The following is a 19,488-nucleotide window of genomic DNA, read 5'->3' as shown; positions in this document are numbered from 1 at the left end:
TAACCTGAGCAATAGCTACAATTGATAAATGTCACCGCATCGCTCACCCATATCCATGACCACAAACATTGACTTCCTTAGCCATCTCAATCCCAGTCAACGTCAAGCCGTCGAACATTACTGCGGACCATTGCTAGTTGTCGCTGGTGCTGGTTCTGGTAAAACCCGTGCGCTGACTTATCGGATTGCTAATTTGATTCTTAAACACCGTGTAAATCCTGAAAATATCCTCGCAGTGACTTTCACCAACAAAGCCGCACGGGAAATGAAGGATAGGATTCAAAGATTATTCTCTGAACAATTAGCACTTAAAGAATACGGTAAAAAGTTAGATTTGTTACCAGAATACGAGCAAACAAAACTCAAATCGAAGGTTTACCGTACCACCATTAAAGATATGTGGTGTGGCACTTTTCACAGTTTATTTTCTCGGATTCTGCGCTATGATATCGAAAAATATCAAGATGAAAAAGGACGACGTTGGAATAAAAACTTTTCCATCTTTGATGAATCTGATGTGCAAATCTTAATTAAAGAAATAGTTACAAAAGATTTAAATTTAGATAGTAAAAAATTTGAACCTAAATCCGTTCGTTACGCTATCAGTAACGCAAAAAATCAGGGATTTTCACCGCAGGAATTTGAAAAAGAACAACCAAATTACCGGGGAAGGGTAATTGCTGACGTTTACAGTCGTTATCAAGATAAACTTGCAGAAAATAACGCTTTAGATTTTGATGATTTAATATTAATTCCTACAAGATTATTTCAACAAAATGAACAAGTTTTAGGTTATTGGCATCGCAAATTTTGCCATATTTTAGTAGATGAATATCAAGATACAAACCGGACACAATATGATTTAATTCAGCTTTTAGTAACAAACGACGAAAATAGAAAGAGTGAATGGAACTGGGAAAATCGTTCTGTGTTTGTAGTTGGTGATGCTGACCAATCAATTTACAGCTTTAGAATGGCAGACTTCACCATTTTATTAGAATTTCAGCAAAATTTTGGCGATGGCTTAGAAGATGATGACACCAGAACAATGGTGAAATTAGAAGAAAACTATCGTTCTTGTGAAAACATTCTTCAAGCTGCAAATGAGTTAATTGAAAATAATACCCAACGCATTGATAAAATTCTCAAAGCAACTAGAGATCCAGGTGAAGAAATTTATTGCTATAAAGCTGATGACGAAATAGAAGAAGCTGCTTTTGTAATTAATCAAATTCGGACATTAGAACATCAAAACCCAGAAATAAACTGGGGTGATTTTGCCATCCTTTATCGGACTAATGCTCAATCTCGACCCTTTGAAGATTTATTAGTAAAATATCAGATTCCTTACACAGTTGTGGGAGGAATGAAATTTTATGACCGCAAAGAAATTAAAGATGTTGTCGCATATTTGAGAGCAATAAACAATCCTGCTGATACAGTTAGTTTATTGAGAGTAATTAATACACCCCGTCGGGGAATTGGTAAAGCGACCATTGAAGCTTTAGTGAATGCTTCCCAACAACTAGGAACAACATTGTGGGAAATATTAAGTGATGAGACATCAGTTAATACCTTAGCGGGACGTTCTGCAAAATCTGTGAATGGTTTTGCTCAAATTCTTCAGAAATGGCAAGAACAAATCACTAAAATTCCTGGTTCTGAGATTTTGCAAGGAATTTTAGAAGATTCTGGTTATGTTCAAGATTTGCAAAATCAAGGTACAGATGAAGCTGATAATAGAATTAGCAACGTCAACGAACTTTATAACGCAATATCGCAATTTCAAGAAGACAACGAAGGTGATGATATTTCCTTGCAAGCATTTTTGCAAAGTGCAGCATTAAGTTCAGATTTAGATAACTTAAAAGAAGGAAAAACAACGGTTTCCTTAATGACATTACACGCTTCCAAAGGGTTAGAATTTCCAGTAGTCTTCCTAGTAGGGTTAGAACAGGGATTATTTCCTGGTTATCGTTCCTTACAAGACCCTGCATCATTAGAAGAAGAACGACGCTTGTGTTATGTGGGAATAACTCGCGCTCAAGAGAGATTATACTTGTGTCATGCCAGAGAAAGAAGATTGTACGGTTCAAGAGAACCAGCCATGCGATCGCAATTCCTCGACGAATTACCAGAAGAATTATTAACCAGCAAACACAAAGTTACCCGCACCTTCACAAAAACAGCATCTCCAAACAGCGAGAAACCAGAAACAAACCAAAAATGGCAAGTAGGAGATAAAGTCTTACATAAATCCTTTGGTATTGGCGAAATAACCCACGTTTTTGGAGAAGGAAATAAGCTGTCTGTAGCAATTAAATTTGCCAGTTTAGGACAGAAAATTATTGATCCTAGAGTAGCGCAGTTACAGAAAATGGATTAAGTAGAATATTAGTTTCAGGAGCAAATTTATTCACAGACAAGTTATCAGTTTTTTAGACTACAAAAATAGCGTATGTGGTACATGAAAAAACTCACCCAATGCTTTGGCTTGGTTCTTGCTAATGCTTCTTTTACCATTGATTACTTCTGAAGCAATACCCTTTGAGCCAAAAACTTCCACAATATCCTTTTGCTTAAGTCCTCTTGCTAACATTAACTCATGTAATATATCAAGGGGAGTAGCAGCCTTCATTGGATAGCGTTTATTTTCATACTGCTCAATTAGTGTGACTAATAACTGCAAAACTTCAGCTTGTTCATCTGTTAAATTTTCCCCTAAATCCATAAGTTTATCTACTTCATTTAGCAGACGCTTATGCTCTATTTCTGTATCAATAATGCGTGGTAAAGTTTCAGCAAGTAGCTTAGTGTATTCTTCCTTGTTCAGTGTGCTAGTCATATACAACTCCCTTTGGGGTAGAATGTTTTCCCTAGTGACACGGAAAAACCGTGTCCTAGATGTTTATCAGTTTCTCAACAGTGTAGTTGAACTATTGAGAAGGAAAATCCCCGAATAATTTGTCATTTTTTCCATTTTTCTTTATCATATTCACTATGAGTTAATACATCTTCAATCTTAATAGTCTTGACTTTATAGGTAATTTTAGTAATTAATCGAAACTTGTTTCCTCCTATATTAAAGACCGTGTAGCCTTCTACATAATCCGCGTGTGGATAGACTTCCTTGACATCATTAATGTATTTCCATTCTGACTGTTGAGCAGTCTGGAGCCAAACATTAAGACTAACTTCAGCATCGGGATGAATCTTACTAAATTCAGTTATACGTTCGATGCCAATAACTTGCATAAGTTACTCCTTGTTTTAATTTCACCATGTATCAATCTCCATTATTTTTCTCTCTAATAATTTTATGTTCTCACAAAGAGAACTAAATGTCAAGCCTCTTGTTAAAAATTTTTTAGCGTAGTTGTAAAAGTTAACAATAAGCAACTACTACAAACACTCCTAGCGCAGTAAAAACACAAAAAAACCTCCGTGAACCTCTGCGCTAACCTCCGCGCACCTCTGCGTTTAAACACCCCTCAACTTAATCACACCACGATCAAAAACCCGATTATTAGTATCAATACCACTCACCTCAATTCTATCTGCATACACCTCATAACCCGCAAAACTCAAATTACTCGTCGAATATTCAGTCCACACAGAACGACCAACAGGACGATTTCCAGCACCAGCACCACAAATTAAATAAGTCGTCCCATTAATAGAACGAGTCCGTTCATAATGATGTTCATGACCATTGATATATAATTGAACATTATATTTTTGAAACAAAGGAGTAAAGATTTTAATAAAATTTGGATTACTCCCATAAGCACCAGAAGCATAAATTGGATGATGACCAAAAACAACCTTCCAATCTGCTTTACTTAAACTTAATTCCTTTTCCAACCAAACTAACTGATTTTTCCAATCAGCATTACCATTAGTATCTAAACCAAAAAACTGTACATTATCTCGAATAAAACTGTAATAACGTCCCGTCATATTAAAGCCAGGATATTTAACTTGGGGAACGCCGTTATCCGTTCTAATATCGTGATTACCTAAACAAGCATGAAACTTCACACCTTTTTTCAGCAAAGGTTGATAAGGACGTTCAAAAACTGCATCTATCTTCTCAATTTCGCCGTTATTATAAATGTTATCACCAGCTAAAATTACTAAATCGTAAGAATTTTTTTGGTGATAAAAATGCATTGACCTAGCTACAGCATACTGTCCCCTAGCACCAGTTCCCGTATCAGCAACAGAAACAAAACGCAATAATAAATCTTTTTTAGCTGGGGTAGCAGCTGTGACTGGTTCTAAAAAAGGATTTTCAAGGTTTTGACGAAATAATTTCCATCCTAGAAATCCTGTTCCAATGGTGCTAAGACTACTTAAAAATAAAAATTGACGGCGTTTGAGTTTCATAAATCACTAAGTTTATTAAATGGCAAAATAGACAGTAAGAGTCAGAATGTACTATCTGAGTTTTTGATTCCTTAATCTGGGTGAAAGTTCCATGTCTAAAAATAATCAACCTTCTCAAAAACCATATCAGAAAAATATACCAATTTGGAAGGCGACAATTATCCAATTCCTGAGAGGAACTATAGGGGTTTTAGAAAACACAGTCGTCAAACTGGAGACAGATACACCTGTTGGTACTGAGAAAAAACCTAATTTTTTGCAACGGGTGTTATCGAGTTGGGATAGATTTTTAAGAACATTTCGCTTGTTCTTACCATCAAATATTTCTAACAATGTGTCAGATACAGTTTTGACAGGAATACTTGCGGGAGTTGCTGTAGTCATAGTTGGGACAACAACAGTGTTTACTTTTAAACCTGCTGAGGTAGCAACTCTTCCTCCAGTTGAGGAAGTTACCGCACCTACACCAACTGTCGCTGTATTACCAGAACCGGAAGTTAAAATAATTCCCACACCAGAACCGGAAGTTAAAATAATTCCCACACCAGAACCTGAAGTTGAAATAATTCCCACACCAGAACCGGAAGTTGAAATAATTCCCACACCAGAACCTGAACCAATACCTACTCCTACACTGGAAGCAGAACCGGAATTTGAAATCACTCCCACACCAGAACCTCAAATTGAACCCGAAGCAATACCTACTCCAATTTTACAATTAACACCGGAACAAGCTTTAATTGCAGCTATTGAAAATCAATTAGCTGAAATTAGTGTTTCCTTAACCCGCAATGGAGAAGAAACAATTTCTATCAATTTGATCAAATCTATTCAAGCCAATTTCCGTACTAGTGATTTAACAATTAAAATTAGTGATGATTGGTTCGCTTTGGAAACGGATAAACAAAATCAATTAGCTGCTGATATTTTACAGCGTTCTCAAGAATTAGATTTCACTCATTTAGAAATTCTTGATTCTCAAGATAATTTAATAGCACGTAATCCTGTTGTCGGTAATGAGATGGTGATTTTTAAACGACGAAATTTGATAGTTACTGAATTGGCTTCATAAAATGATAATAAGCGAACAATTTGTAGAGAGAATATTTACACAGATAAGGAAGTAGATTCATTAAAATACAAAAATATATAGGCTCATTTAGCCTCACCAATTAAAGTAAATGCTGCCCATTGACTAGGTTCAGGATACTTTTTCATTGTGCTTAACATTGCTTGACGTAATGCTTGAGCATTATCTTTACTTTGTTGACGATTTTTATAGAATTGCTGCATTAAATAAGAAGTAGATTGATCGCCTACAGTCCATAAAGAAACTATCACACTAGGAGTACCTGCGGCAATGAAAGCACGAGATAAACCTATAACTCCATCTCCTGTTAATTTACCTTGTCCAGTGTCGCAAGCACTTATCTACCTTTGCTTTTTGTGCGTCTTTGTGCGAAATACAATATAATGATTGTATAACATTCATTAGCGATGGCATATTATGAATATATCTCTCTATGAAAAAGACTTTAATTTATGGCTAGAATTAACAATTCAGCAATTAGAAAGCCATGAATTTTCAGTTTTAGACACAATAAATTTGATTGAGGAGTTAAAAGATTTGGGGAAAGCAGAAAAAAATGCTTTAGAGAGTAATTTAATGATTTTATTAGCCCATTTATTAAAGCTAAAAGTTCAAGCTGATGCTCCAGAAACAATGAAACATAGTTGGTATAATTCAGTAATTGAACATCGTAAACGTATCAAAAAACAATTATCAAAAATGCCTTCCCTGCAACCCTATTTACCCAAAATTTTAGAAGATTCCTATACAGATGGTAAAGATATTGCTATTAAAGAAGCAAAACTAGCATCTTTTGGAGTTCGTATTCCTGATGAATCTGAATATCCTCATCTATGTCCTTTTACCATTGAGGAAATTTTAGATGATGAATTTTATGGATAATCTTCTAAGAGGTTGTTTTAAAAGTTTCTGTTTGTGAATTTAGGTACTTATTAATAGCGAAGCCATTCCCCCCTAACCACCCTTGAAAAGGGGGGAAACTGGAATTAAAGTCCCCCTATTTAAGGGGGATTTAGGGGGATATAAAAATTCTATGTTTCATTGTACAACAAGAAGTTACAGGTTCATTAGCAATATCTTTTAAACCCACAGAATTTAATAAATCTACCCAATTTTCTACAGTCTCTTTATCTTCAGGTTTGCTGCGTCGCATTTCTCCCAAACTCGTTAATATATCAGGCTCTTCATTACCTGTTATGCCAAATTATTAGCAGGGACGGAAAAATAATATTAAAAAATATCTCAGAAAGTGGCTAAAATCTTTATAGGTATTGACATATTAAAAATATATATTATTAACTATAAATACAATCTCTCATATTTTTAGATAAAGTTAGAGTTATGAAACTCAAGTTAATTAAACGTTCTAGCTATGGGTTTAGAAACTTTGAAAATTTCCGAATTAGATGCTTGCTTAATTGGCATCTATCTTATTAGATTAGCATAACAGGTACTGAAGAGCCGTATTTATTCTCTTTTTTTAATGAGAATATAAGAAATCTCGATGCAAAACTGGATTTTACAAACATCTCCTAATATTCATAATTTCGATTGTTTGTAAAAATTGGCAATGTTATTATGATAAGCTTTCACTAATAAATCAATGCCAGTAATTGCCGTACCAACCACCACAGAATCAGCACCTAAATCTAAAGCTTTTTTTGCCATTTCTGGTGAAGAAATACCACCTTCACAAATTACAAAAATATCTAAATTTTCTACTATTTGAGTGAGGAGTTCCCAACCAGGAGGTACAAATTTTCTAGTTTCCGCAGTGTAACCAAAAAGGGTAGTTCCGACGATATCTGCACCTGCTTCTACAGCTAATTTTGCTGCTTCATAAGTATCGACATCTGCCATTACTGGCTTACCTAATTGGTGATGGATATAATTAATAATATCTGGTAATTTTTCATCCCCAGGACGATTTCTAGTAGTCGCGTCTATAGCGATAATATCTGCACCTGCTTCAGCAACAGCAACTGCATGATGGAACTGTGGGGTAATATAGACTTCAGAACCAGCTATGATTTGTTTCCAAAGTCCAATTATTGGTACTTGTACTTTTTCTCTCACCGCTTTAATATGAGTTGGAGTATCAATCCGAACTGCTACTGCACCATTATTCACAGCAGCTTGTGCCATTGCAGCTATGATATAAGGATCATGTAAAGGAGAATCTACAGGTGCTTGACAGGAAACAATTAAGCCTTTGGGTAAATTAGTCATTCGATTTTGGATTTTATATTGATTCCGCGGATAAATCCTGGAGCTTGTTACTATTCATGAATTATTGATCATTTTGTCAATTTTTAATTTTTTTTAACTTTTAATTTTTAATTGATTAGGTATCCAGACAGTAAAAATAGAACCGATACCTACGGTAGATTCTACTTCAATGCGACCTCGATGTAATTCTACAAGTTGTTTGGTTAAAGCTAAACCAACTCCTGTACCTTCGTAGCGACGACGATAGGGTGTGTCAAGTTGTTGAAATTTCTCAAACAAAAGTGGTAGTTGTTCTTCTGGAATACCAATACCAGTATCTTCTACTTGAAAAATAGCGGTTTCATCTTCTACCCACAAACGTAATGTGACATTACCATCTTCGGGAGTGAATTTGATCGCATTTGTTAATAAATTCCAGAGAATTTGTTCTACTCTTGTAGAATCACCAGTAAATATATCGTGTGTGGGATTAATTTGCAAATCAAGTTTAAGTGTTACTTTTTCGGTTCTGGCTTTTTCTAAGAGAGAATCTAAAATATTTTGTGCTGATTTAATTAAAGAAAATTCACAAATATTTAATACTGTCCTACCAGCTTCAATTTGTGACAAATCCAGAATGTCATTAATCATTTCTAATAAATGTTCTCCACTGTCATGGATGGTTTGTAAATAATCCCGTTGTCGTTTGCTTAATTCGCCTAAAGGCCAACGCAATAATGTTGAAGACATCCCAATTACATAGGTTAAAGGAGTTAATAATTCATGGCTGATGGTAGCAAGAAATTCACTTCTGAGACGGTTGGCTGCTTCTGCTGCTAGTAAGGCTTCTCGCAGTGCCATTGTGCGTTCAATAACTCGTTGTTCTAGGGTTTGTTTTTGTTTGGTGAGAGATGCCATTAACTCTGTTTGATGAATTGCGATCGCTAACTGTTCGGCAACTGAAGTTAGCAAACTTTTTTCACTTTCAGTCCACTCATGTGGAGCATGACATTGATGAGCAATTAATAATCCCCACAGTTTTTCTTCAAAAATTATCGGTGCTACTAATTTCGCTTGGACTTTACTTCTTCTTAAGAAATTCAATAAACATTCTTCTAAAGGATATGTTTTTTCTACATCATTCACAACTAAAACAAAACCTTGACGGTATTTCTCCCAACATAAGGAAGTTCGCATCAAACAACTTTCTTCCTGATAATTTAATACTGAGGGAATATCATCTGTGATCAGAGCTTCATAAACTATGCAACCCTGGTAATTTTGATAATTTTGTGGTAAATGTTGAGAGTTAGGTAAAAATTGGTCATTGAATGATGAATATTGACTTTTAACTTGAGTTGGTTCAAATTTATAAATTACTAATCTATCTAATTCTAGAAACTCACGTACTTGGGTAATTGCCGTTTTCATGATGACTGGCAAATCCAAACTTTTACGGATTTGGGTTGTTACTTCATTTAACAGTCGTTCTTGGGCAATTTGCTTATTTAAAGCGTGTTCTACTGCTTGACAGCTATAAGCTTCAGCAGGAACTATATTTGGAGATGCTGTTACCTCATTACTAATAGCTGGTAGCAGATATTCTAATAACAACAGCGTAAATTTACTTTGAAGTGTAGCATCATTAGGGGCGATAACTTGTTGATATTGAGCGATGTTTTGATAAATGTAAGAATTGCACTCAAACAAATTTATGACTTCTGAGATAAAAGAAGCGATCGCATCGGAATTAAATGTCAAACTAGTATTTATGATTGAGGGATTGTCTGGCCTTTGGGTTCCCCTCATCTCCTGTACCCCTGCTTCTATATTTCCCAACAGCAGCGCACTAAATTGTTCAGAAATTACCAGCGTAAATCTTTGCCTTTGCCACTCAACGGGAATAGGCATTCGCAGCAACACAGCTTCTGTTAGCATCAAAGCGGCGCTACCCACTGCTTGAGCCATCTGTTGCAACAATTCCCCAAGCCGATTAAATACACTCAGAGGCAAGGTTCGAGAAAAGCTCAAATCGGGAGAACTAAGCATTTTCAAAATAAAAGTGAAAGGGGCTAAATGCCTAAATAGAAACAATGACTCCAGACACAGGAACGCGGTAAATTTTAAACACCAATTTCCTGTTTTCTAGTTTTGGGAATTGTGTACTTACCAGCAATTTAAGGACGTAATAGAGGATTATGCATCGTATCAATGCCACACCAGGTGAATGGAATCCGTCAGAAGGTTTAATTTTTCTAGAACAAACTCCAGCCCCTTTTGTGTTTATTACTGCGGCTGACACTGACATTCAAACCCTAGCAGCAGTAGTCCCAAAATTACCTACTCAATTTCCTGCCCTCAGAGTTGCCAACCTATTGCAATTACAGCAGCAAATAAGTATAGATACTTATGGTGAACAAGTTTTAGAACTTGCCCAAGTTATTGTGCTGCGTCTTTTAGGAGGACGTTCTTATTGGGCTTATGGTTTAGAAGTCGTGCAGGAGATTGTACAACGACAAGGTACAACCTTAATTGTAATGCCAGGAGACGACGCTCTTGATCCCGATTTAATTTCTCATTCCACTATTTCCGTAGAAATTGTTAATCAAGTGTGGCAATACTTTAAAGAAGGTGGTGTTGAAAACTTCCTCAATGCCCTCCAATTTATTGCTGATAAATGCCTTGATACTAAATTTAATCCTCCACTACCACAGACTGTTCCTCGTGTGGGCTTGTATGAGGGACAGGGGACTGAAGAAAATTTATCAACCTTTACTAATTACCCATTACCTAAAGTTGGTATTTTATTTTATCGCGCTCATTATTTAGCGGGGAATACCAAGGTAATTGATGCTTTATGTACTGCTTTGGTACAAAGAAACTTACAGCCTGTGCCAGTATTTGTTTCTTCCTTGCGTGAACCTGGTGTTTGTGAAGGATTATATGAGTTATTTCAACCTCAAGATTCTGAGTATATTGATTTGTTATTGAATACTACCAGTTTTTCTTTAGCGCGGTTAGAAACGGAAACACCAGAAATTGAACTTTGGCAAAAATTAGATGTCCCAGTTTTTCAGGTAATTCTGAGTGGTGGTTTTCGAGAACAATGGGATGAAGGATTACAAGGTTTGACTCCCCGTGATATGGCCATGAATGTGGCATTACCAGAAGTGGACGGGCGAATTATTACCCGTGCTGTTTCTTTTAAAACTTTACAAACTCGGAATCATGATTTAGAAACCGATGTGGTAGTGTATGAACCAGTGAGCGATCGCATCGAATTTGTCGCTCAACTAGCAGCTAACTGGGTAAAACTCCGTCAAAAACCACCCCACCAACGGCGTATAACCTTAATTTTAGCCAATTATCCCAATACCAATGGACGTTTAGCTAATGGTGTCGGTTTAGATACTCCCGCCAGTTGTCTGGAAATCCTTAAAGCTTTAAAATCAGCCGGGTATGAAGTAGATAATATCCCCGCAGACGGTGATGAATTAATTCAACGTTTAACATCTGGTGTGACAAATGATCCAGAAGGAAGAGACTGGAAACCAGTAAACCAAAGTCTTTCTGTAGAAGAATATCAAAAATATTTTTCTACCTTACCCGCAGCAGTCCAACAAGGAATTATTCAACGTTGGGGACTGGGGACTGGGGACTGGGGACTGGGAAATAGCCAATCATCAATTCCTATTTCCGGTATTCAACTTGGTAACATTTTCGTAGGTGTTCAGCCTTCACGGGGTTATGATATTGACCCTAGTTTGAATTATCATGCCCCAGATTTAGAACCAACCCATGATTATTTGGCTTTTTATTATTGGGTCAGAGAAAGTTTTGGTAGTGATGCCGTTATTCATGTTGGTAAACACGGAAATTTAGAATGGCTACCGGGTAAAAGTATTGCTTTATCAAATACCTGTTATCCCGAAGTAGCATTTGGGGCAATGCCTCATTTATATCCATTTATCGTCAATGACCCCGGAGAAGGTTCACAGGCTAAAAGACGCGCCCAAGCGGTAATCATTGACCATCTTACACCTCCCATGACCAGGGCTGAATTGTATGGGGCATTGCAACAAGTAGAAAATTTAATTGATGAATATTACGAAGCCGAAAGTTTAGACCCTAATAGAATGCCAGCAATTCGCGATCGCATTCAAGAACTAGTCATCAAAGAAAACCTTTACAAAGACTTAGGCATCACCGACGAAAAAGACATTATCAACTTTGAAACCTTAATCTTAAACTCCCTCGACGGTTATCTGTGTGAACTCAAAGAAGCCCAAATCCGCGACGGACTCCACATATTTGGACAAACCCCCCAAGGAACACAACTGCGAGATCTAATAGTAGCGATCGCTCGCATCCCCAACCGTCATTCTATCGGAATTACCCGTGCGATCGCTCAAGAATGGGGCTTAGATATTGACCCCCTCACAACAGACCTCAGCACCCCCTTCATTCCTTCTCAAACCCTCTCTGTACCTCTGCATCTCTCCATAAGATTAAAATCATGTCGTACACACGGCGACATCGTAGAACTTCTAGAAGCACAAGCCGCCGATTTAGTCGAACAAATCATCAATTCCCAGTCCCCAATCCCCAATCCCCAGTCCCCAGTTCTTAACTGGATCACCTTAAAACTCCTTCCCGCACTCCAACAAACCCACCAAGAAATCACCAATTTACTACGAGGACTAGACGGTAAATACATACCCAGTGCCGCATCCGGCGCACCCACACGCGGCCGTCCCGAAGTTCTCCCCACCGGCAAAAACTTTTATGCAGTAGATATTCGCGCCATACCCACAGAAACCGCTTGGGACATAGGTAGAAAAGCCGCAGAAACCTTAATTGAAACCTACACCCAAGAACATGGAGAATATCCCAAAACCCTTGGTTTATCTGTTTGGGGGACAGCTACCATGCGGACAGGGGGAGATGATATCGCCGAAGCCTTAGCTTTACTTGGTGTAAGACCTGTGTGGGATGGTGCAGCCAGGCGAGTAGTGGATTTTGAAATCTTACCCATATCAATTTTGGGTCGTCCCCGTGTGGATGTCACCTTAAGAATTTCCGGATTTTTCCGAGATGCTTTCCCCAACTTAATAGATTTATTTTCCGAAGCAGTTGCCGCCGTTGCTAACTTAGATGAACCAGCAGACGAAAACCCTCTAGCAGTTGCAGTACAAAAAGAAACCGAATTATGGAGTGATCAAGGTTTATCTTTAGAAACAGCAAAAGAGCGATCGCTATATCGCGTCTTTGGTTCTCAACCAGGCGCTTACGGTGCCGGACTCCAAGGTTTAATCGCCTCCCAAAACTGGCAAACAGACCAAGATTTAGCCCAAGCTTACATCAATTGGAGTAGTTACGCTTACGGGGGAGCAGGGGAGCAGGGGAGCAGGGGAGCAGAGGAGCAGGGGAGCAGGGGAGCAGGGGAGCAGGGGAGATGGGGAGCAGGGGAGAAAGATCAATTTCCCAGTCACCTGTCACCTGTCACCTCTCCCGAAGTTTTCCAGCAACGGTTGAAGGAAATGCAAATTGTCCTGCAAAATCAAGATAACCGTGAACATGACATTCTTGATTCTGACGACTATTATCAATTTCAGGGTGGTTTAACAGCAGCGGTGCGTTCTCTTCAAGGAAAAAATCCCGAAACCTATTTTGGCGATAACTCCAACACATCCCAGCCCAAAGTCCGCCAACTGAAAGAAGAAATTACCAGGGTCTACCGTTCTCGTGTAGTTAATCCCAAATGGATAGCGGGAGTGATGCGTCATGGTTACAAGGGTGCATTTGAAATGGCCGCAACAGTAGATTTTTTATTCGCCTACGATGCTACGACCCAATGTGTAGAAGACCATATCTATCAAGGTGTTGTCCAAGCTTATCTAGAAGATCCTGTTGTTTGCGAATTCATCCAAGCCAAAAACCCCTGGGCGCTACGTGATATAGCCGAAAGACTACTAGAAGCCCATCAAAGAGGATTATGGGAGGATGTCAATTCAAAAACACTGGACAATCTCCGCAACCTAGTCCATCAAGCAGAAGCAGCAATCGAAGAACAATAACTACAGCAGGAGTTCAGGAGTTCAGGAGTTCAGGAGTTAGGAGGCAGAAGGCAGGAGGCAGGAGGCAGGAGGCAGGAGGTTATTTATTCTCCCCTGCTCCCCTGCTCCCCCTCTCCCCCTCTCCCCTGCCCCTCTGCGCGAAACTTTAAAATCTCTGTCAGAAACAAATATGGAAAATCTTGCGTATTTGCACTTAGCCTATGCCCACGAAGATAGTCATATCAGTGAATTAATTTCCTGGAATTCTCTTTTTCATCAAGCACCACTACCAAACTGGAAACGTTTTTCCAGCAAAGCTTGGAAATATATGCTACCTCTAGCACTCACTTTATCTATTCTAAATACAGTGAGTAGCGTTTTAGCATTAGAAACAGGTAATCAACAAAGTTCTGATTTATCGGTGAATAATGTCATTGAAGTGAGCATTCCAGAACAGTTAGAACAAAAAATAGAACCTTGGCAAAAAATTCCTGGAAGTAATTCAAATATCGCTACAACCACAACCACGCCCAAAATCACCACTTTTAACCCAGTCACCACAAAACGCAAAAATCCTAACTTCCTGGTTAAAGGTGATGAAGGTGAAGATGTCAGCATTTTACAAGCACGATTACGAATCGCTGGCTTTTATTATGGGAATCCTACTGGCATATTTGGGCCAATTACCGAAGAAGCTGTCAAGCGATTCCAACAGGCTTATAAATTGAATGTTGATGGTGTTGTCGGTTCAGCCACACTCGCCAAATTACCACCCCTTGATCCAGATGGGGAACAAACTTCCAAAAAAGGAATTAATCCAGATCAATTGAGTTTAGGTGATCGCGGTGAAGCTGTGAGAATTTTGCAAGAACATTTAATTAAAGCCGGATATTTAGACAAACAACCTAATGGTTACTATGGTTCTCAGACAGCCGATGCTGTTAGTCGCTTTCAAAAAAATCACCGGCTAGAAGCTAACAGCATTGCTGGACCAACTACCAGAGCTAAGTTACATAACTTAGTCAAAACTTCAACCAAAAGTGATTTTAGCGTTCTAGAAATTCAAAGACGATTGCAAGAAAAGGGTTTTTATAAAGGTCAAATCAACGGACTAATGGCAGCAGATACCAAAAAAGCCATCCAGCGAGCGCAAGAATTTTATGGTATCAGCCTTACTGATATCAAAAACGGTAATTTTTAGGGTCGCAGTTAGATTCCCCCACTTAAGTGTTAAAGCGGCATTAAAGCTCTTTGACACTTGGGACAAACAGCATGAATTGTCAACTGACAATCAAGCAGGTGAAAACCTTCTTTTTGGGCTGTTTTTGCCCCAATTTTCAAAATAGATTCGTTTTTAAATTCAATGGTTGTGTTACATCTAACACAAATCAGGTGATGGTGATGATGGGGATAGGGTTGGTTAATTTCATAATGTTTATGTCCTTCACCTAACTCTAATTCCCTCAAAATGCCCATCCTCGCCATCAACTTCAAAGTCCTATAGATGGTGGATAGACTGATACCCTCACCGTCAGTTTCTAGCCGTAGATAAAGATCCTCCGCACTTAAGTGTTCGCCCTGTGGAAGTTCTTGAAAAATGTGAAGAATTGTTTCGCGCTGGGGAGTTAAACGCCAGCCTCGATCGTTTAGTTCTGCCTTAAGTGAACCAGTTGTGTAGACAGTCATACTAAATTTTCTCAACAAAGCCTGTTAATTGAGAATATAGCAAATGTTTGACCTGATTTGCAACAATTGTTGCTTATTGAGAATAATTGGTAATTGGTAATTGGTAATTGGTAATTGGTAATTGGTAATATATCAGTCTCTTCACTGTCACCTGTCACCTGTCACCTGTCACCTGTCACCTGTCACCTGTCACCTCTTCTAACTCAAAGATTCCAAATAGTCCCGGATCAGGTTACGGCGCTTGGGTTGACGTAGCTTTTGCAAAGCTTTGGATTCAATTTGTCGTACCCGTTCCCGTGATAAATCGAGAGCGCGGCCAATTTCGGCTAAAGAGTAAGGATGACCATCAGATAAACCGAACCGCATCAGGATCACATCCCGTTCGCGACTGGTTAAATCTGCTAGTAAATTGTGTAAATCTTTTTGTAAAGATTCCCGCATCAACATTTCTTCTGGGGTAACGCTATCAGTCTCTAGCAATTCCCCTAATTCGGTATCTTTATCTTTTCCGACTTTGGTTTCTAAAGAAACAGAACGGGGTACTCTCAACAACACTTCCCGAACTTGGGTAGGTGTCATGTCTAATTCAATTGCTAAATCTTCTAAAGTGGGAGTACGACCTTTTTCTTGAGCAATTTTACGTTGCGCCTTTTTAATTTTGTTCAGTTTTTCGGTAATATGAACAGGGAGGCGAATTGTTCGACTAGAGGTAGCGATCGCTCTGGTAATTCCCTGACGAATCCACCAATAAGCATAGGTACTAAAGCGATAACCCTTCGTTGGGTCAAATTTCTCCACGGCTCGCTCTAAACCCAAAGTCCCTTCTTGGACTAAATCCAACAATTCCAAACCACGATTTTGATATTTCTTGGCCACAGAAACCACCAGACGAAGATTCGCCTTAATCATGTGTTCCTTGGCTTGGAGTCCTTGGGATTGAACATTTTCCAGTTCTTCTACTGTCAATTTGGCAATCTCTGCCCAACGACGTTTACCCTCTGACAAAGTTGGCTTCAAATCCGCTAAATCTATACCGGCAGTCTTAGCCCATCTTTCCAATGACGGACGATGTCCCAGTTCAGATGATAAACGCTCCTGAACTTCTATTAACCGCTGATAGGGTGCAATTACAGTGTCACCTTCCTTGGCAGCATTAGCAAGCACTATCCGCAACCGTAAATACCGCTGCACTTTTTGAGCTTCGGAAACTTCTTCATCCCGCCCCAACAAACGCACCCGACCAATTTCTTGCAGGTATAAACGCACTAAATCTGTACTGCGTCGGTTAGTGCTTGCAGCTAGATTATGAGGATCAACAGCAGCTGCTATATCCAAATCCTGTAGATCATCTAGGGATAAATCACCATCATCAACACCCAAATCAGGCTCTAATTTTGGGTTAGATTTTGGGGAATCGTAGGCTGCATCTGTATAAAAAGATGTTGCTGGCATAATGTCTTTATTGCTCCAGGTAACAATAGATTAAGGTCAGCTAAAATTACGGTCAGCTAATTAACTGTTGCTATTGTTCCCGTAATTCACGATGAAATATCATTATTGAGGTCTGCGGTACAATTCTTTGCAAAAGATTGTACAAGTTTTGCTTTCTCGGTTTGAAAAGTATGTAACGATTACAATTCGCTAGTACGCAAACAAAGTTAGCCTAAACGAACTCCCAAACATGAATGATTAGTATAAAATGAGACTTTTTGAACAACCTCTGAGTGATACATTTTTTCCGAATTTTATCGGTAAATGTAGTTTTTTGATGGAAATTATCACCTTTTCCAGCCACAATCTGACTGAAAATTAAGAAATTACCTAGCCCTAGTAGTCAGCAGTCAGCAGTCAATTTTTTCAAACTCTTGTCTGACAAAGATTCCAGAATTTAAGATTCTCCTCATTACTCTGGCGACGACTATACCATGGAATTTCTCAGGAATATTAACCATTATTTTTATAATGGCGTATAAACATATTCCTAGTAATTATGCTGTAGATAAACTACATAGTTATAATTACATGAGCAGGAAAGTAATTTCCTGACGATTTAATAACTTTTTTAGTAATTATTTGGTAAGAAGTCGATTTCAGTTACGGAATAATGCTGATAGCGTCTTGTGGTGCAAAGCATCACTCTATTGGTTGTATTCCGGCTTGATATCTCTTAACATTAATTCATCAAGGGCTTGTTGAGGTGTAACTTCACTCTCCAGTAACCGATAAACTTGTTCAGTGATGGGAATAGTAATATGTTGTTGCTGGGATATTTGCATCAAAACTCGGCAAGTGTTCACTCCTTCAGCAGTTCCTGGTAAAGTATTGAGTATTTCTGTCAACGTTTTCCCACTAGCCAGTTGATATCCAACTTGGTAGTTACGACTTAGAGGGCTATTGCAGGTTGCTAACAAATCCCCTAGACCGGATAAACCATAAAATGTTTCCGGTTTTGCACCCAAAATTTGACCGATCCGCACCATTTCCATCAAGCCGCGAGTTACTAAAGCTGCTTTGGCATTAGTTCCTAAATGCAGTCCATCACAAACACCCGCTGCGATCGCCATCACATTTTTCAGCGTTCCTCCCAATTCTACACCAATGGGATCAGGGTTAGTATAGACACGGAAACGACTGGAAGAAAACACCAGTTGCACCTGATGTGCAGCAACAAGATTTTTGCTGGCTACTACAGATGCAGCGGGTAATTCCTCTTCAATCTCTTGGGATAAATTTGGTCCAGATAGAACCACTACTGAGTGATGAGGAAATTCTGTTTGCCAAATTTGTGAAGGTGTACAAGTTGTTTGCGGATCTAAGCCTTTTGTCGCTGTGACAAAAATTATTTCAGGAGATAAGGGACAAGACTTAACTAAAGACGCTACATCCCTCACCCCTTTCATAGATATAGCAGATACAACTATATCAGCATCTTTTAATACTACTGCCATAGTTTCAAATCCCTGACGCGACCACAAACGCACCTCATGACCGTTTATTTGCGCCAACTTAGCCAGGGCTGCACCCCAAGCACCAGCACCCAGAATAACAACAGATTTTGGATTTTCTATTTTGGATTTGAGATTAGTCATCAGTCATTGGTCATTTGTCATTGGGCTATTATCTCCTCTGCTCCTCTGCTCCCTCGCTCCCCATCTTTCTATCTGGGGTAACGTTCCATTAATTCTCTAACTTGTTCTGCATGATATGAGCTTCTTGTCAATGGGGAAGAAACAATTTGTAAAAAACCTAATTCTTCTCCGAATACCTTCCAAGCAGCAAATTGTTCTGGAGAGATGAACTCAGCTACTTGCAAATGTTTTTGACTAGGTTGGAGATATTGTCCAATAGTTAAAATATCACAATCTACTGCCCGCAAATCCTGCATAACTTGACGAATTTCTGCATCAGTTTCACCTAAGCCCACCATAATACCGGATTTGGTGTATGTACTGGGAGAAATCTGGCGAGAGCGTTGTAATAATTCCATTGTTCGCTCATAATTACCTTGGGGACGTACTCGCCGATATAAGCGTGATATCGTTTCTGTATTGTGGTTGAGTACCTCTGGTGCAGCTTGGAGAATGATTTCCAGAGCATTCCAATTTCCGCACAAATCAGGAATTAGCACCTCAATTGTTGTGTGTGGTGAGACGCTGCGAACTGCATTAATACACTCTACAAACTGAGATGCACCACCATCTGATAAATCATCCCGATTCACAGAAGTAATGACGACGTGATTTAGCCGCATTCTGCGTACAGCTTCTGCTAATCGAGTCGGTTCGGTGGGATCTAATGCTTGGGGTTTTTTCTCAAAATCAATATCACAGTAAGGACAAGCCCTGGTACAAGCTGGCCCCATGATCAAAAACGTAGCCGTACCCGCATTGAAGCACTCACCAATATTGGGACAGGATGCTTCCTCACAAACCGTATTGAGGGCTAAATCCCGCAAAATTTCTTTAACGTTACCGACACGCTCCCACTGAGGTGCTTTTACCCTCAACCAGTCTGGTTTTACAGTCACAGTCTACTTTTACCATTTTTTAGTTATACAAA

General features: G+C 38.8%; 16 protein-coding genes and 1 pseudogene. 6 read left to right on the top strand and 11 right to left on the bottom strand.

The features are described from left to right. Nucleotides 1-55: 55 nt before the first annotated feature. Entirely contained in the window at nt 56-2,386 is a 2,331-nt protein-coding gene (gene pcrA / locus ACLLO5_RS09925; protein WP_413176054.1) for a DNA helicase PcrA, read from the top strand. 57 nt (nt 2,387-2,443) lie between these two features. Here the strand turns inward: pcrA and ACLLO5_RS09920 are convergent, their stop codons facing one another. From ACLLO5_RS09920 to ACLLO5_RS09910, 3 genes are all read right to left on the bottom strand, one after another. Continuing rightward, nucleotides 2,444-2,845: a helix-turn-helix domain-containing protein gene (locus tag ACLLO5_RS09920; RefSeq protein ID WP_413175280.1), complete on the bottom strand. Its 402-nt coding sequence runs from the start codon at nt 2,843-2,845 to the stop codon at nt 2,444-2,446. Nucleotides 2,846-2,967: 122 nt separating this feature from the next. After that, complete coding sequence (locus tag ACLLO5_RS09915) at nt 2,968-3,255, bottom strand: type II toxin-antitoxin system HigB family toxin (RefSeq protein ID WP_413175279.1); 288 nt, start codon at nt 3,253-3,255, stop codon at nt 2,968-2,970. A 225-nt stretch (nt 3,256-3,480) separates the two neighbouring features. Then, on the bottom strand, nt 3,481-4,389 hold the full coding sequence (locus ACLLO5_RS09910) for a metallophosphoesterase (RefSeq protein ID WP_413175278.1): 909 nt from the start codon (nt 4,387-4,389) through the stop codon (nt 3,481-3,483). 91 nt (nt 4,390-4,480) lie between these two features. Between ACLLO5_RS09910 and ACLLO5_RS09905 the strand changes: the two genes are divergently transcribed. After that, nucleotides 4,481-5,461, top strand: coding sequence for a hypothetical protein (locus tag ACLLO5_RS09905; protein ID WP_413175277.1), 981 nt, complete (start codon nt 4,481-4,483; stop codon nt 5,459-5,461). An 83-nt stretch (nt 5,462-5,544) separates the two neighbouring features. On the opposite strand, the gene ACLLO5_RS09900 is transcribed toward ACLLO5_RS09905, so the two are convergent. Further along, nucleotides 5,545-5,820 (bottom strand): CHAT domain-containing protein, encoded by a 276-nt coding sequence (locus ACLLO5_RS09900; RefSeq protein WP_413176053.1) that lies wholly within the window; start codon nt 5,818-5,820, stop codon nt 5,545-5,547. Between the two features lie 76 nt (nt 5,821-5,896). On the opposite strand from ACLLO5_RS09900, the gene ACLLO5_RS09895 reads away from it, so the two are divergent. Then, nucleotides 5,897-6,361 carry a DUF29 domain-containing protein gene (locus tag ACLLO5_RS09895; protein WP_413175276.1) on the top strand — a complete coding sequence of 155 codons (465 nt, stop codon included), beginning with the start codon at nt 5,897-5,899 and terminating at the stop codon, nt 6,359-6,361. A 130-nt stretch (nt 6,362-6,491) separates the two neighbouring features. On the opposite strand, the gene ACLLO5_RS09890 is transcribed toward ACLLO5_RS09895, so the two are convergent. Beyond that, a complete protein-coding gene (locus ACLLO5_RS09890; RefSeq protein WP_413176052.1) occupies nt 6,492-6,653 on the bottom strand; it encodes a DUF928 domain-containing protein in 162 nt (53 codons plus the stop codon). 170 nt (nt 6,654-6,823) lie between these two features. On the opposite strand from ACLLO5_RS09890, the pseudogene ACLLO5_RS09885 reads away from it, so the two are divergent. Next, nucleotides 6,824-6,916, top strand: a pseudogene (locus ACLLO5_RS09885) (transposase); the annotation flags it as partial. A 102-nt stretch (nt 6,917-7,018) separates the two neighbouring features. On the opposite strand, the gene ACLLO5_RS09880 reads toward ACLLO5_RS09885, so the two are convergent. Both ACLLO5_RS09880 and ACLLO5_RS09875 read right to left on the bottom strand, forming a co-directional pair. Further along, nucleotides 7,019-7,708 (bottom strand): N-acetylmannosamine-6-phosphate 2-epimerase, encoded by a 690-nt coding sequence (locus tag ACLLO5_RS09880; protein ID WP_413175275.1) that lies wholly within the window; start codon nt 7,706-7,708, stop codon nt 7,019-7,021. Nucleotides 7,709-7,801: 93 nt separating this feature from the next. Beyond that, a complete protein-coding gene (locus ACLLO5_RS09875) occupies nt 7,802-9,736 on the bottom strand; it encodes an ATP-binding protein (protein WP_413175274.1) in 1,935 nt (644 codons plus the stop codon). Nucleotides 9,737-9,885: 149 nt separating this feature from the next. Between ACLLO5_RS09875 and cobN the strand changes: the two genes are divergently transcribed. Both cobN and ACLLO5_RS09865 read left to right on the top strand, forming a co-directional pair. Next, nucleotides 9,886-13,764, top strand: coding sequence for a cobaltochelatase subunit CobN (gene cobN, locus ACLLO5_RS09870; protein WP_413175273.1), 3,879 nt, complete (start codon nt 9,886-9,888; stop codon nt 13,762-13,764). A 169-nt stretch (nt 13,765-13,933) separates the two neighbouring features. Further along, entirely contained in the window at nt 13,934-14,944 is a 1,011-nt protein-coding gene (locus ACLLO5_RS09865) for a peptidoglycan-binding domain-containing protein (protein WP_413175272.1), read from the top strand. Nucleotides 14,945-14,973: 29 nt separating this feature from the next. Here ACLLO5_RS09865 and ACLLO5_RS09860 read toward each other — a convergent pair whose 3' ends face one another. The 4 genes from ACLLO5_RS09860 to lipA all read right to left on the bottom strand — a co-directional run bounded on the left by ACLLO5_RS09860 (nt 14,974) and on the right by lipA (nt 19,456). Beyond that, complete coding sequence (locus ACLLO5_RS09860; protein WP_413175271.1) at nt 14,974-15,429, bottom strand: Fur family transcriptional regulator; 456 nt, start codon at nt 15,427-15,429, stop codon at nt 14,974-14,976. A 198-nt stretch (nt 15,430-15,627) separates the two neighbouring features. Then, on the bottom strand, nt 15,628-16,881 hold the full coding sequence (sigC, locus tag ACLLO5_RS09855; protein WP_413175270.1) for an RNA polymerase sigma factor SigC: 1,254 nt from the start codon (nt 16,879-16,881) through the stop codon (nt 15,628-15,630). Nucleotides 16,882-17,567: 686 nt separating this feature from the next. Then, nucleotides 17,568-18,518 (bottom strand): NAD(P)H-dependent glycerol-3-phosphate dehydrogenase, encoded by a 951-nt coding sequence (locus ACLLO5_RS09850; RefSeq protein ID WP_413175269.1) that lies wholly within the window; start codon nt 18,516-18,518, stop codon nt 17,568-17,570. Between the two features lie 68 nt (nt 18,519-18,586). After that, nucleotides 18,587-19,456: a lipoyl synthase gene (lipA, locus tag ACLLO5_RS09845; RefSeq protein ID WP_413175268.1), complete on the bottom strand. Its 870-nt coding sequence runs from the start codon at nt 19,454-19,456 to the stop codon at nt 18,587-18,589. Nucleotides 19,457-19,488 lie beyond the last annotated feature (32 nt).

It is taken from the genome of Anabaena azotica SJ-1 (genome assembly GCF_047275885.1).
In the GTDB taxonomy this organism is placed as follows: Bacteria; Cyanobacteriota; Cyanobacteriia; order Cyanobacteriales; family Nostocaceae; genus Trichormus_B; species Trichormus_B azotica_A.
This window is presented reverse-complemented; position numbering and strand designations above follow the sequence as displayed.

What these genes read in the sequence shown, in the direction of transcription:
- ACLLO5_RS09850 (WP_413175269.1), bottom strand. Translation starts at nt 18,518, where the DNA reads ATGACTAATCTCAAATCCAAAATAGAAAATCCAAAATCTGTTGTTATT.
- cobN (WP_413175273.1), top strand. Translation starts at nt 9,886, where the DNA reads ATGCATCGTATCAATGCCACACCAGGTGAATGGAATCCGTCAGAAGGT.
- ACLLO5_RS09895 (WP_413175276.1), top strand. Translation starts at nt 5,897, where the DNA reads ATGAATATATCTCTCTATGAAAAAGACTTTAATTTATGGCTAGAATTA.
- ACLLO5_RS09920 (WP_413175280.1), bottom strand. Translation starts at nt 2,845, where the DNA reads ATGACTAGCACACTGAACAAGGAAGAATACACTAAGCTACTTGCTGAA.
- ACLLO5_RS09860 (WP_413175271.1), bottom strand. Translation starts at nt 15,429, where the DNA reads ATGACTGTCTACACAACTGGTTCACTTAAGGCAGAACTAAACGATCGA.
- ACLLO5_RS09875 (WP_413175274.1), bottom strand. Translation starts at nt 9,736, where the DNA reads ATGCTTAGTTCTCCCGATTTGAGCTTTTCTCGAACCTTGCCTCTGAGT.
- ACLLO5_RS09880 (WP_413175275.1), bottom strand. Translation starts at nt 7,708, where the DNA reads ATGACTAATTTACCCAAAGGCTTAATTGTTTCCTGTCAAGCACCTGTA.
- ACLLO5_RS09865 (WP_413175272.1), top strand. Translation starts at nt 13,934, where the DNA reads ATGGAAAATCTTGCGTATTTGCACTTAGCCTATGCCCACGAAGATAGT.
- sigC (WP_413175270.1), bottom strand. Translation starts at nt 16,881, where the DNA reads ATGCCAGCAACATCTTTTTATACAGATGCAGCCTACGATTCCCCAAAA.
- ACLLO5_RS09905 (WP_413175277.1), top strand. Translation starts at nt 4,481, where the DNA reads ATGTCTAAAAATAATCAACCTTCTCAAAAACCATATCAGAAAAATATA.
- pcrA (WP_413176054.1), top strand. Translation starts at nt 56, where the DNA reads ATGACCACAAACATTGACTTCCTTAGCCATCTCAATCCCAGTCAACGT.
- ACLLO5_RS09910 (WP_413175278.1), bottom strand. Translation starts at nt 4,389, where the DNA reads ATGAAACTCAAACGCCGTCAATTTTTATTTTTAAGTAGTCTTAGCACC.
- ACLLO5_RS09915 (WP_413175279.1), bottom strand. Translation starts at nt 3,255, where the DNA reads ATGCAAGTTATTGGCATCGAACGTATAACTGAATTTAGTAAGATTCAT.